Consider the following 12,236-nt stretch of genomic DNA (forward strand, 5'->3'; position numbering starts at 1 on the left):
CGGACGCCCCTTGGCGCCAGCGATTAGCTTGACAACAAGCGCTTATTTCGCCGGCGTAGGAGTGGCTGGGGTCTGATTGGCCGCTGGCGGGGTCACCGTTGCCTGGTGGTCGCGCGCAGCGATCAATTCGGCCTCGACCTTGGCCCGTGTTGCCGGGTCCATCGCCGTGTCGTCGCGGTCGGGCGGAAGATCGTTGACCGGCAGATAAGCGCCTGGCTCTTTCGGCCGGGCCGGCGCGTCAGCCGGCGTGCCGACCCCAGGCAAATCGGCAATCTGGCTCGAACAGCCGGCGAGGGCCAGGCCAGCACAAAACAGCGCCGCCGCGACAAACCTTCGTCTTTGCCGGTCGGTGAGCATTTTGCCGGAAATCCCCACTCGAAAACGCCACCATGTGAACCCGCGGCCTTAAGCGCTGGTTCGCGCTCTTCCGCTCAAACCATTTTGACCCAAAAGGGTTAGAGCCACAGCAGCCAATTGTACCGCTAGGGCCGCAATGTGACAGAACCAAGATCAATTGTCGCAGCGCAGCACATGTCTAAACAAAGGTTAATCTGCTTCCGGTTACTGCCTCTCTCGCGGTGACGAAAACCAATCGAAGCGTTAGTGTTGTTGTCATGACCGATGTCACGACCGAGACCAAGCAAGAGAAGAACTTCGACACCGAAGCGTTCGCGATGAACATCGCGCGCGCGATGGAGACCGGCGGCCGTGCGCTTGCGGCCTATCTGAAGCCGCGCGAGAGCGGTGAAGTGAAGGACAAGTCCTCGGAGGAGATGGCCGAGGTCATCAAGACGCTGACGACCGTTGCCGAATACTGGTTGTCGGACAACGAACGTTCTTCCGAGCTGCAGACCAAGATGGCCAAGGGCTATCTCGATCTCTGGGGCTCGGCGATGCGGCGCCTGGCCGGCGAAGGGGCGATGCCGGCGATCTCTCCCTCCCCGCGCGACAAGCGGTTTGCCGACCCCGAATGGAAGTCGAATCAGTTTTTCGATTTCGTGATGCAGGCCTATCTGCTCACGACGCAGTGGGCGCAAGATCTCGTGCGCAACGCCGAGGGCGTCGATCCGCACACCCGCAAGAAGGCCGAGTTCTACGTCAATCAGATCACCAATGCGCTGGCGCCATCGAATTTCGTCTTCACCAATCCGGAAGTGCTGCGCGACACGCTGGCGCAGAACGGCGACAATCTGGTTCGTGGCATGAAGATGCTGGCCGAAGACATCGAGGCCGGAAAAGGCATGCTGCGCATCCGCCAGTCTGACCCGGCGAACCTCGAGGTCGGCGTCAACATGGCGACGACGCCCGGCAAGGTGATCTACCAGAACGACCTTATGCAGCTCATCCAGTACGAGCCGACCACGGAGAACGTACTGCGCACGCCCCTCCTGATCGTGCCGCCGTGGATCAACAAATACTACATTCTTGATCTCAGGCCCGAAAAATCCTTCATCAAATGGTGCGTCGATCAGGGCGTCACCGTGTTCGTGATCTCCTGGGTCAATCCCGACAAGGATCTGGGCGCAAAGACCTGGGAAGACTACATGAAAGAAGGCCCGCTGACGGCAATGGACGTCATCGAGAAGACCACCGGCGAGATGAAGGTCCACACCATGGGCTATTGCGTCGGCGGTACGCTGCTCGCCACGACGCTGGCCTGGCTCGCCGAAAAGCGACGGCAGCGGGTGACCTCGGCGACCTTCCTTGCGGCGCAGGTGGACTTTACCCATGCTGGCGATCTTCTCGTGTTCGTCGATGAGGGCCAGATCTCCGCACTCGAGCGCGACATGCAGGAATCCGGCGTGCTCGAGGGCTCGAAGATGGCGATGGCCTTCAACATGCTGCGCTCCAACGACCTGATCTGGTCCTATGTCGTCAGCAATTATCTGAAGGGAAAGCCGCCGGCCGCGTTCGACCTCCTGCACTGGAATTCCGATGCGACGCGGATGCCGGCCGCCAACCATTCCTATTACTTGCGCAACTGCTATCTGGAGAACCGGCTTTCCACCGGCAACATGGTGCTCGACAACACCCTGCTCGACCTCTCCAAGGTGAAAGTGCCGGTCTATAATCTCGCCACGCGTGAGGATCACATCGCTCCGGCCGATTCCGTGCTGTACGGCTCACAATTCTTCGGCGGCCCGGTGAAATTCGTGCTGTCCGGCTCAGGCCATATCGCCGGCGTGGTCAATCCGCCTGCGGCCGGCAAATATCAGTACTGGCTCAACGACAACATCAAGGACATTTCGCTGGCCGACTGGATCAAAGGCGCGCAGGAGCACAAGGGCTCGTGGTGGCCGAACTGGCGCGAATGGCTCGGCGCGCTTGATGCCGAAGAGGTTCCGGCACGTAGCGTCGGAAGCGACGCGCTGCCGCCGATCGAAGACGCCCCCGGCGGCTATGTGCGCGTCCGCGCGTAGCGCAAGCCATCGCGCTCTTGTATAACCATAACACTCAAGCCCGTTAGATTCTCGAAATCGAGCAAGGGGACACACCAATGATGCCCGGATCGTTGACGCCCGAATTGTTCTGGCTGACGTTGACCGTGATTTTGACCGGACTGCTCTGGGTCCCCTACATCCTCAATCGCGTCGTGGTGCGCGGCCTTGGCGGCGCCATGGCCAATCCGTCCCGCGGTGACAAGCCTCACGCGCCCTGGGCGACGCGGCTGATGTTCGCGCATGACAACGCGGTGGAAAACCTCGTGATCTTCGCCCCGCTGGTCCTGATCCTGGCGCAGATCGACTATTCGACGAAATGGACCATCTGGGCCTGCGCGGTCTATTTCTGGGCCCGCGTCGCGCATCTGATCGTCTACACGATGGGCCTTCCGGTGTTCCGCACGCTCGCGTTCACGGTGGGATTCCTGGCTCAGGCCGTGCTGGCGCTGGCGGTGTTCAGGATTCTCTGACAACCACTGCTCGGAGAGTGTTCCGGGCCACAATGCACGACATCGTGGCCCGAACCACTGCCGGCTCAATTATCAGCAGAATCGCGCGTTGTTTTTCGGATCGGCGGGTCCGGCTCACTTTTCACTTCTAGATTAAGCGGCAAGTCCAATTGCTGCGGCTCCCTCATAAGCCGCAAGCTGAGGCGATCGCTCTTCAGTGTCAGTTCGAGGGAAATGCCAAGTTCGGAGAACCGAACAGCGCGCGGCTGGTCAATCTCGGCAAATCCAAAGAAGGTAAAGGGTAGCTCTACAGTATCGGAACCGACCTCACGTGACATCACTTGGGCCGATGAAGTATCGAAATTGATGACGGCTTGTCCGGGCCCGCCGATGCCAGTCCGGAGCAATACTTTTCCGGTCTCGAATCCGCCAAGCTTGTCCCGCTTTACGTCAGCAGCAGCAATAATCTCGTCTAAAGTCAATCCGTCCAATTTGGCGAGCGCGCGCACAATCTCGATGACGTCAGCCAACTCGACGTGCCTCTCCTTTATGGTTTCGCCTTCGCGGACCTCGAGCGCTTCTTCGAGCACCTTTCCAATGAGAAAAGATTTAAGAGTACTTTGCGGTACGGTTCTCGTTGCTTCGAGTTCCTGCCGAGCCGAGATTCGCGCAGGAATCTTATCGCGAACAAGTTTACCAAACGACACATTCTTCCGAACGCGCAAATGGTCCTTCTCGCTGCTAGCAATCACGGTGCAGCCGAAGCGATTGAGCTGATAGTAGGCATGCGCGAGTGTCGATCCTTCGAGATCGATCGGCATGCCATGACTAAGGGCCTGGCGGGCGACTTCTTCCAAGAAGGAGTTATCGCGAAACAAGTCCTGATGATCAGGCCGCAGCACGATCATACGTTGGCTCATATCGAAATTTGCTTGCGTGAGCGCTTGGAGCGATTGCTGGTTGCGGACGACGAAAGGGTGACGGCGGTGACGATCATGATTCACAACGGAGTGCGCCGGTGTCCAATACCAAGGCATATTGAAAGATTGGCCGCCTTCGTCCACGCAGCCGATAAACCACATCACATGGCAAGCTCTGTTGAGACGCATAGCGATCTCATGCGTGCGCCTAGCTACATGCAGCGCTTGTTTCTTGCTAATGCTGAGCGAGCGCGCGACCTCATTCTTAACGCGCGCATACGACCACGATCCGTCACTCTGGCAACGAAGAATGTTCGATTTGTATTCAGGGTACTCCGTTGCATTCTCGGTCGGGATATGCACTTCCCAAATGTCGTAAGGACAATACTGGAGAGCATCCGGCAATCCCCACAGCCCGTGAATTTCCACCATCGCCTCATCGGGCGCGGCGCGTGCCCAAGCAGAGGCGCGCGCATCGACATAGCGATGGCTGATGAAGGCATAGTCCCCGACGCTGGCATCTTTCGCTACGATCTCGTCGCGCACCTTAAGGCACCAAGCGGCGGCATCATTGGGGGTCAGGCAATTGGGCGTTCTCGGTAGGTTGACCGGCTTATTTTCCTCGCGTTTGACGCTTGTCCGCACCATAATATAGTCGGGTCCAAGCAAGCGCGCGAACTCGTCGGCCAAAGCGTTCGACGCGGCGGCGTCTCCAGTGTCAGGCAGACTCGCGAGCGGTATGTAGAATAGGTTGGGCTTGTGCGGGTCGTTATCCGACCAAAGCTCTTGCAGAACGCGAAGCTTGTCCCAATGCTGAACGGCCGCTAGGTCTGGAGCGCGGATGTATTGGCCATTTCCGCCGTCAGATGCATGGATCGGCGTAATGGTGATTTGCCATGGATTGACCCCACTAAGGTCCTCGTCTTCTTGGTCGAGTTGAACAACATAAAATCGGGCGGTGTCGCTTATCCACTCGATGTTGAGCCGTGTTGAAGTCCCACGCAGCAGCTCGTTGTTCACCCATGCTCCGATCGAACCGAACAGCCGTTCGAGAGACAGGCGCGGTCTGGCCAAAGAGGCGCGTTGGCGATGGCAGCGGCATCGCGCTGCACATTTAATCGAAGACTGGTTGCGCGATCCTGTTCGTGGGTTGTGATTTCCCACTGATCACGCGTTCTGGAAATGCGGGCGAGATTTCCGAACTCGCCGCGTTGTTTCGGCTCAAGGAACCGCTGGAGAACCAGTCCGCACGCTCGACTGTCGGCCGATTCGATTACCAGAGCGCACGCCGCCTGGAACCTTTCAATCCAGTCCTTTGCGGTAAGATTGACGACTACGCTCATATACGTGCCGCGATCCCAGATTGTTTCGCCGACTACGCTTGACCGGACTATGATCTGCTGGCCCTCACCAGCAAGGGACTGAAGCTGGTCCGCAAAGACGGCGTCTATGGTCGCCGGCGGCAAGAGGTCGCGCGCACGATGGGCGCTCACCAGGATAAACGGCAACGTCCACGCGCGAGGTATAGGCATGAGCCCCGCCGCTTTGGGGCCGAGTGTCTCGCGAGCGTCGATCGACTCGGACCATGAAGCGGGGACTGTCGCCTCCGAATGATAGAACCCGTTCATTTTTCGCGGATGGTTCCGAACACGGCATTCGCGATATTCGTGAGAAGCCCGCTCACGCCATCAGAGAAATAACCGATCAAGAATGCCATGGAAGCCGAGCTTGCGATTCCGCGCGAAACGTCGCCTGGGTGCCCGATGATCATCCCGCTATCGAGCAAGGTGAGAACAGCACACGCATAAACGCCGCCGACGAGCGGAACGAACAGCCGCCATAGCTGGCGGTCGAGGTGCCAGCTCCCTTTCGCGACCGCATGAATCAGCCATTTGATCGAAAATGTAGTTCCGCCGACGCCGCCACAGAAAAACAACACGACCATGCGGGGATCAACATTGGCCGAAGCATTGGGGCCGAGCGCCGGAAATGCCACTAGGTAAGAGCCGCCGGACAAGACAAGCGCGATGCTGGAAAGGAAGATCAAAATCAGGAGGACAATAGCGAGGATGACGGCTTCGTAGCAAATGTGCTTCCGGGCCTCCGGTGGAAATTTCGATTGCCAATCGTAAGGAGCTCGGCCATCCGTATAATCGATGGTTTTTCCGGGCATCGCCATCGGTGGGGCGCCGTCGGACGGCTCAGCTCCCGTCGTCCCGTCCTTTGACACGTATCATCTCCGCGCTCAGGCCGCCCGTGAAGCGCTAGCAATCGTTTCCAGGACGTTTTCGAGGTGTGGATGGGACCTATAATCCCAAGCCGCATCCTGATCGATAATGCGGGCGATTACCTTGCGGAAAAATTGCGACCCAGCCGTCTCTACCGACTGTGCCAACAGAAATTGGTCGCTATGTCCCGCCACGAAGTAAGACTGGCTCGAATCAATCGCAGCATAGGCATCACCGCGACCAAAAGACCATTCGAGCGCGACTTCGGCCTGCGCTTCCTCACAAAGTCGCTCAAACGAAAATGGAGGGGTCAGGAGGATATGAATATGCGCATGATCAACGCCGCACCCCACAATCGAGCGCGCTTTGGTCGCGCCATGTTCGAACCAGATGACGTCCCTCGGATCGCGTCCGAACGAGCCCGTGATGTCGTTGATGGCCAAAAGCAGGGCTTTGCGCTCTTCCTGAGCCCAAAGCGCGGCATTGACAGCACGCCCTTTAGGGATTGCGAGGACCCAGTTCGGAATGATCGACCCCAGCGTAGGCGTGACAACCATCGTCCCGGTATCACGGAGAATCGTGTCGTAAACCGGCCGTGGGCAAGCATCCGAGAGTATGTTCGCAAATCGTGAATTGATCACGGGCTCCTCCGACGGAAAGTCGAATCGCGTCAGTATTGTACGTGTAGTGCGACCTGATTGCCGAAGGACTGTAGCAAATAGTTGTCCCGCGGACTGACCACAATGCCAGCTTATCGTGGGGCCGAGCTGGTCAAAAGCGCACTGACAAGCAAATCATTGAGAAAGATTAACGGGGATTACCTAGCGCCAGCGGCGTATCACTACCCTCAGCCACAACGTCCTTTGGCATTGAAAAATAGAAAGAATTCTCCCAATTCAGCGCCCCGCAAGAGTTTCCCCGAGAACCAGTATCCAGCAGCGCGCGAAAACGTACAGGTAGCGTCTTGCTTTGCAATTGCGCGCCCCGCATAGGCCTCGGCGTTACGGCGGTAGAATTGCAGCGTATCGTCGTCCAAGCTCTCTCCTCACGGAAACAGCGCGATCTGTTCGAGCCCTGTGGTCTCGGGCCAGCCGAACATCAGGTTCATGTTCTGGATGGCCTGCCCGGCCGAACCTTTCACGAGATTGTCCAGCGTCGCAATCACGATGGCGCGACCCTTGATGCGGTCGTCAAACACGCCGATCTGGACGTAATTGGAGCCGCGCACATTCTGGGTCTGCGGCACCACGGCCTTCTGCGCGACATGTACGAAGGGCTCGCCACGATAAGCTTCCTCAAGTGCGGCGCGCAGGTCGTCGACGCCGGCGCCATCGAGCCGGACGTAGCAGGTACAGAGCTCGCCGCGGGCCATCGGGATCAGATGCGGCGTGAAATTCACCGTCACGGCTTTCCCTGCGGCGACGCTGATCTCCTGGTCGATTTCCGCCGTGTGGCGGTGCCTGGCGATCGAATAGGGCGACAGCCCCTCGCCTGCTTCCGAAAACAGCGTCTTTTGTTTCAGGCCGCGACCTGCGCCGGTGACGCCCGATTTCGCGTCTATGACGAGATCATGGGCGTCCACGAGACCGGCTTTGACGAGCGGCACCAGCGCGAGCAGGACGGCCGTTGGATAACAGCCGGGACAGGCGACCAGACGAGCGGCGGTGATTTGTTGCCGGTAAAGCTCCGTCAGCCCATAGACCGCCTCCTCTTGCAGCTCCGCTGCGCGATGTTCGTGCCCATACCATTGCGCATAGGCGGCCTGATCGCGCAGCCGGAAATCGGCCGACATGTCGAGCACCCTGATCAAGGGATTGGCCTTCAGCACGGCAGCGATGATCTCCTGCGTGGTGCCGTGCGGAAGTCCACAGAACACGGCATCGAGGGCGGCCCAATCGACCTCTTCCCACGCGGTCAGCATGGCCAGATCGAGCGGAAAGAAATGCGGAAACACGTCACTCACCGCCTTGCCAGCGTGGGTGTTGGCGGTCAGTGCGGCGATTTGGACATGCGGATGCCGCGCCAGCAGACGCACAGCGTCGGCGCCGGTGTAACCCGAGGCGCCAAGGACAGCGATCTTCCTCGCGCTCATGGTTTGACCTCCGCAGGCTGGTTCGCGAACGCCTGTGGCCGCGCTTCGCACATCAGCTCGGAGATCGCTTGCGAGCCCGCATCCGGTTGCCCCGCGAGTGCGCCTGCAACCGCTGCATAATCCACCTCGGACTTGTGCTGGTTCAGCTTGAAGCTGCCCTCGATCTCCTCGACCGTCATGACCAAGCCGACAATTGCCTTCTTCATGGCCTCAAGGCGAGCGGCCGTCATCTTGCCCGACGTCCAGGGCTTCTTCGGCAGAAGTCTATTTTCGAATTTCGCGCTGAGCGAATCGATCTGGACTGCGAGCTCGTCGTCCACGAGCTTGCGCACCGGGCCGGTCAGGTGCGCGGATTGGTAAAGCCAGGTCGGCACTTGGTCCGCCGAGACGTACCAGTCCGCGGACACGTAAGCGTCGGCGCCATTGACCGCCAGCAGCCAGGACGACGCCCCGTCAGCGAACTTCGCAAGCGGATTGCCGCGCGCCAGGTGGAAGAGCGCGCGCGGCGTGCCGTCATCGGCATAGCTCAGGTAGAATGGCAGCAGCGAAGCGATCGGCTTCTTGCCGTCGAATGCGCAAACCATACCGAACCCGCGCGCTTCCGCGAACGCAAGCGTGGCGGCGCGATCGGGCCTGAAAGGCGGAGGCGTATACATGGACTAACTCCTGCTTGATGAAGGAGCCGCCGGATCAGTTTACGCTGCTATGTGAGTGAAGGCATGCCGCGGACTGAGCCGGCGGCAGGGGGTGATCGCTAGACGCAAACGATCGCCCATGCCGCAGCAAGGCTACGGCGGGCGATGGTGCTGGTCGCAAAATGGATCATGGGTCGGCCCTATAAGGCCGCGGGCCACCCGCGTCAAGCCAGCCTAGATCACGCGCCACAGCCATTCCATGATCTGCGCGATCACGTCACCGAACGTCAGAAGCGCGGCAGCCCAGATCAGCGCGGACACGAAATTCGCGATCTGGAACGACCAGTACGGCATCTCGAAAATGCCGGCGGCCAACGGCACCGACGCCCGCAATGGTCCGAAGAAACGGCCGACGAAAATGCTCGGCACGCCCCAGCGCCGCACAAAGGCTTCGCCGCGCGGCAACAGGTCGGGATAGCGCGACAACGGCCACATTTGCGCGACGTGGTCCTTGTATTTGTAGCCGAACCAGTACGAGACCCAATCGCCCAGCGCAGCACCGATGCCACCGGCAATACACAGCGGCCAGAAATTGATACCGCTCACGCCGATCAGCGCACCGATCGCGACCAGTGCGCCCCAGGCTGGAATCAGGAGCGAAATGAACGCGAGTGATTCCCCAAATGCCAGCAGCAACACGATCGGGGCTGCCCAAGCCTGATGATCGCGCACGAAATCGGCAAGCGCGTGCGCATGATCTCCCATTCTGTGTAACCTTCCCGCCCCGGATTGCTGCGATTGAACCTTGTTGTGGCCTCAAAGCCCAACAGCAGGTAAGCCGCCCGTGCGGGTCACTTCAAGTCACAAAGCACCACGTGATTGTGAGCAACCACGCTCGTCAATGTTTGCAAATCCCCCATAAGGACAAGGAAATTCCGATGATCGGTTCGCTAATGATGTGCGTCAGCGTCGTCGTTTTGCTGTGCGGAATGCTGCTAGGCATCGTGATGGGCATCAGCGAGGATTTCGTGCTGCAGCCCGCGCATGCACATCTCAACCTGCTTGGCGGGGTAATGCTGTTTTTGTTCGGCCTGTACTATCGCGTGGTCCCAGCCGCGGGCGGCAGCCGCTTGGCGAAATTCCAGGGTTGGCTCCACATCGCGGGCGGACTTCTCCTGCCGGCAGGCGTCGCCGTCGTGGTCACGCATGGCAACGCCTTCGTCGCCATCCCGATCGTGGGGTCGCTGATCACGCTTGCGGCGATGGCGCTTTTTGCGGTGATTGTGTTCCGGACCGCGCGAGTATAAGCGGCCGTTGTCACATTTTCAGGCCTATCCGTGGCATAGTCGAACGAACCGATTCGCCCGATTCTGCTTGTGTTTCACAGTGTGAAGAACTATGGCTAAAGCCTTGAAATCTCCTGCAAAAGCCAAGTCCGACGGCCTCTTTGCCGACGCCGAGCCCAAAGGCCGCGCAGCACTCAAGGTTGCCTCCCGCGGTTCCGCGGCCGAGGCCGGCTATACCGCGCGCGATATCGAGGTGCTGGAGGGGCTGGAACCCGTCCGGCGCCGGCCAGGCATGTATATCGGCGGCACCGACGAGAAGGCGCTGCACCATCTGTTCGCCGAAGTCATCGACAACTCGATGGACGAGGCGTTGGCCGGCCACGCCACCTTCATCGAGGTCGAGCTCACGCCGGACGGCTTTTTGACCGTCTCGGACAATGGCCGCGGCATCCCCATCGACCCGCATCCGAAATTTCCGAAGAAGTCGGCACTCGAAGTGATCATGTGCACGCTGCATGCCGGCGGCAAATTCGACTCCAAGGTCTACGAAACCTCGGGCGGTTTGCACGGCGTCGGCGTCTCTGTCGTCAACGCGCTGTCGTTGCGGCTCGAGGTCGAGGTCGCACGCGGCCAAAAGCTCTACCGCATGGCGTTCGAGCGCGGCCATCCCAAGGGGAAACTGGAGGATCTCGGCAAGATCAACAACCGCCGGGGCACCAAGGTCCGCTTCAAGCCGGACACCGAGATTTTCGGGGCAAAAGCCACTTTCAAGCCGCAGCGCCTCTTCAAGATGGCACGCTCCAAGGCCTACCTGTTCGGCGGCGTCGAAATCCGCTGGCGCTGCGCGCCGGAATTACTCAAGGGCATCGAGGATGTGCCGGCGGAGGACACCTTCCACTTCCCCGGCGGTCTGAAGGACTATCTCGCGGCCGCGATCCACGCCGACACACTCGTGCATCCGGACGTCTTCTCCGGAAAATCCGGACGCACCGGAGCACATGGGGCTTGCGAATGGGCGGTTGCGTGGACGGCTGACGCCGACGGCTTCCTCTCCTCCTACTGCAACACCATTCCGACCCAGGATGGCGGCACGCATGAATCCGGCATCCGCAGCGCCTTGCTGCGGGGGTTGAAGGATCACGCCGAACGCGTCGGCCAAGGCAAGCGCGCCGCCAGCGTCACCTCGGAAGACGTGATGGCGGGCGCCGCTGTGATGCTTTCGGTGTTCGTCCGCGAGCCGGAATTCCAGGGCCAGACCAAGGATCGCCTCGCCACTGCCGAAGCCCAGCGCATCGTCGAGCAGGCGGTCAAGGACCCGTTCGACCATTGGCTGTCGGGCAATCCGCTCCAGGCCAACAAGCTCCTCGACTTCGTGATCGAGCGCGCCGATGAGCGCATCCGCCGCCGCCAGGAAAAGGAAATCTCGCGCAAGGCCGCTGGCAAGAAGGCGCGGCTGCCGGGCAAGCTTGCGGATTGCACGAATACGGCTGCAGAAGGCTCCGAGCTCTTTATCGTCGAGGGCGACTCGGCCGGCGGCAGCGCCAAGCAGGCGCGCGACCGCAAGACCCAGGCCGTGCTGCCGCTGCGCGGCAAGATCCTCAACGTTGCCTCCGCCGGCAAGGACAAGCTGACGGCGAACGCGCAGGTCGCCGATCTCGTACAGGCGATCGGGTGCGGCACCCTGGCGCAATACCGTCAAGAGGATCTGCGCTACTCCCGAATCATCATCATGACCGACGCGGATGTCGACGGCGCCCACATCGCTTCGCTCCTGATCACCTTCTTCTACCGCCAGATGCCGCGGCTGATCGACGAGGGCCATCTCTATCTCGCCGTGCCGCCGCTGTATAAGCTCACCCACGGCACCAAGAGCGTGTACGCGCGCAACGACGCGCACCGCGATGCGCTGCTCAAGAGCCAATTCAACGCCAACGCCAAGGTTGATATCAGCCGCTTCAAGGGCCTGGGCGAGATGATGCCGGCGCAGCTCAAGGAAACCACGATGGATCCGGCCAAGCGCACGCTGCTGAAGGTCGTGCTGCTCGCCGACGACCGCGAAGGCACCGCCGATTCGGTCGAGCGGCTGATGGGCACCAAGGCGGAAGCCCGCTTCGCCTTTATCTCCGACAAGGCCCCCTACGCCAGCGACGATCTGCTGGACGTTTAGTGGTCCCGTGCCAGGTTG

13 protein-coding genes are annotated in these 12,236 nt (G+C 60.2%); 4 read left to right on the forward strand and 9 right to left on the reverse strand.

Annotated features, from left to right (window positions below):
- Positions 1–42: 42 nt before the first annotated feature.
- On the reverse strand, positions 43–357 hold the full coding sequence (locus tag VKR55_RS16230; RefSeq protein WP_324404923.1) for a hypothetical protein: 315 nt from the start codon (positions 355–357) through the stop codon (positions 43–45).
- A 257-nt stretch (positions 358–614) separates the two neighbouring features.
- Between VKR55_RS16230 and VKR55_RS16235 the strand changes: the two genes are divergently transcribed.
- Together VKR55_RS16235 and VKR55_RS16240 are read left to right on the forward strand one after the other, a co-directional pair.
- Complete coding sequence (locus tag VKR55_RS16235; protein WP_324404924.1) at positions 615–2,420, forward strand: PHA/PHB synthase family protein; 1,806 nt, start codon at positions 615–617, stop codon at positions 2,418–2,420.
- Between the two features lie 92 nt (positions 2,421–2,512).
- Positions 2,513–2,911, forward strand: coding sequence for an MAPEG family protein (locus tag VKR55_RS16240; protein WP_324404955.1), 399 nt, complete (start codon positions 2,513–2,515; stop codon positions 2,909–2,911).
- 65 nt (positions 2,912–2,976) lie between these two features.
- Here the strand turns inward: VKR55_RS16240 and VKR55_RS16245 are convergent, their stop codons facing one another.
- The 8 genes from VKR55_RS16245 to VKR55_RS16280 all read right to left on the reverse strand — a co-directional run bounded on the left by VKR55_RS16245 (position 2,977) and on the right by VKR55_RS16280 (position 9,530).
- Positions 2,977–4,830: a nucleoside triphosphate pyrophosphohydrolase gene (locus VKR55_RS16245; RefSeq protein ID WP_324404925.1), complete on the reverse strand. Its 1,854-nt coding sequence runs from the start codon at positions 4,828–4,830 to the stop codon at positions 2,977–2,979.
- Positions 4,827–5,342, reverse strand: a complete 516-nt coding sequence (locus VKR55_RS16250; protein WP_324404926.1) for a hypothetical protein — start codon at positions 5,340–5,342, stop codon at positions 4,827–4,829. The genes VKR55_RS16245 and VKR55_RS16250 overlap by 4 nt, the downstream gene beginning before the upstream one ends.
- A 92-nt stretch (positions 5,343–5,434) precedes the next feature.
- Positions 5,435–5,989 (reverse strand): hypothetical protein, encoded by a 555-nt coding sequence (locus VKR55_RS16255; protein WP_324404927.1) that lies wholly within the window; start codon positions 5,987–5,989, stop codon positions 5,435–5,437.
- Between the two features lie 66 nt (positions 5,990–6,055).
- Positions 6,056–6,679 carry a hypothetical protein gene (locus VKR55_RS16260; protein WP_324404928.1) on the reverse strand — a complete coding sequence of 208 codons (624 nt, stop codon included), beginning with the start codon at positions 6,677–6,679 and terminating at the stop codon, positions 6,056–6,058.
- Between the two features lie 206 nt (positions 6,680–6,885).
- On the reverse strand, positions 6,886–7,074 hold the full coding sequence (locus VKR55_RS16265; RefSeq protein WP_324404929.1) for a hypothetical protein: 189 nt from the start codon (positions 7,072–7,074) through the stop codon (positions 6,886–6,888).
- 9 nt (positions 7,075–7,083) lie between these two features.
- Positions 7,084–8,130, reverse strand: a complete 1,047-nt coding sequence (argC, locus tag VKR55_RS16270) for an N-acetyl-gamma-glutamyl-phosphate reductase (protein ID WP_324404930.1) — start codon at positions 8,128–8,130, stop codon at positions 7,084–7,086.
- Entirely contained in the window at positions 8,127–8,786 is a 660-nt protein-coding gene (locus VKR55_RS16275; protein WP_324404931.1) for an FMN-binding negative transcriptional regulator, read from the reverse strand. The genes argC and VKR55_RS16275 overlap by 4 nt, the downstream gene beginning before the upstream one ends.
- 213 nt (positions 8,787–8,999) lie before the next feature.
- Complete coding sequence (locus tag VKR55_RS16280) at positions 9,000–9,530, reverse strand: DedA family protein (protein ID WP_324404932.1); 531 nt, start codon at positions 9,528–9,530, stop codon at positions 9,000–9,002.
- A gap of 173 nt (positions 9,531–9,703) precedes the next feature.
- On the opposite strand from VKR55_RS16280, the gene VKR55_RS16285 reads away from it, so the two are divergent.
- Positions 9,704–10,072, forward strand: a complete 369-nt coding sequence (locus VKR55_RS16285; RefSeq protein ID WP_324404933.1) for a hypothetical protein — start codon at positions 9,704–9,706, stop codon at positions 10,070–10,072.
- A gap of 91 nt (positions 10,073–10,163) precedes the next feature.
- A complete protein-coding gene (gene parE, locus VKR55_RS16290) occupies positions 10,164–12,218 on the forward strand; it encodes a DNA topoisomerase IV subunit B (protein WP_324404934.1) in 2,055 nt (684 codons plus the stop codon).
- Positions 12,219–12,236: the final 18 nt, after the last annotated feature.

It is taken from the genome of Bradyrhizobium sp. (assembly GCF_035309285.1).
Classification (GTDB): Bacteria; Pseudomonadota; Alphaproteobacteria; order Rhizobiales; family Xanthobacteraceae; genus Bradyrhizobium.

What these genes read in the sequence shown, in the direction of transcription:
- VKR55_RS16230 (WP_324404923.1), bottom strand. Translation starts at nt 357, where the DNA reads ATGCTCACCGACCGGCAAAGACGAAGGTTTGTCGCGGCGGCGCTGTTT.
- VKR55_RS16280 (WP_324404932.1), bottom strand. Translation starts at nt 9,530, where the DNA reads ATGGGAGATCATGCGCACGCGCTTGCCGATTTCGTGCGCGATCATCAG.
- VKR55_RS16255 (WP_324404927.1), bottom strand. Translation starts at nt 5,989, where the DNA reads ATGGCGATGCCCGGAAAAACCATCGATTATACGGATGGCCGAGCTCCT.
- VKR55_RS16285 (WP_324404933.1), top strand. Translation starts at nt 9,704, where the DNA reads ATGATCGGTTCGCTAATGATGTGCGTCAGCGTCGTCGTTTTGCTGTGC.
- VKR55_RS16235 (WP_324404924.1), top strand. Translation starts at nt 615, where the DNA reads ATGACCGATGTCACGACCGAGACCAAGCAAGAGAAGAACTTCGACACC.
- parE (WP_324404934.1), top strand. Translation starts at nt 10,164, where the DNA reads ATGGCTAAAGCCTTGAAATCTCCTGCAAAAGCCAAGTCCGACGGCCTC.
- argC (WP_324404930.1), bottom strand. Translation starts at nt 8,130, where the DNA reads ATGAGCGCGAGGAAGATCGCTGTCCTTGGCGCCTCGGGTTACACCGGC.
- VKR55_RS16275 (WP_324404931.1), bottom strand. Translation starts at nt 8,786, where the DNA reads ATGTATACGCCTCCGCCTTTCAGGCCCGATCGCGCCGCCACGCTTGCG.
- VKR55_RS16250 (WP_324404926.1), bottom strand. Translation starts at nt 5,342, where the DNA reads ATGCCTATACCTCGCGCGTGGACGTTGCCGTTTATCCTGGTGAGCGCC.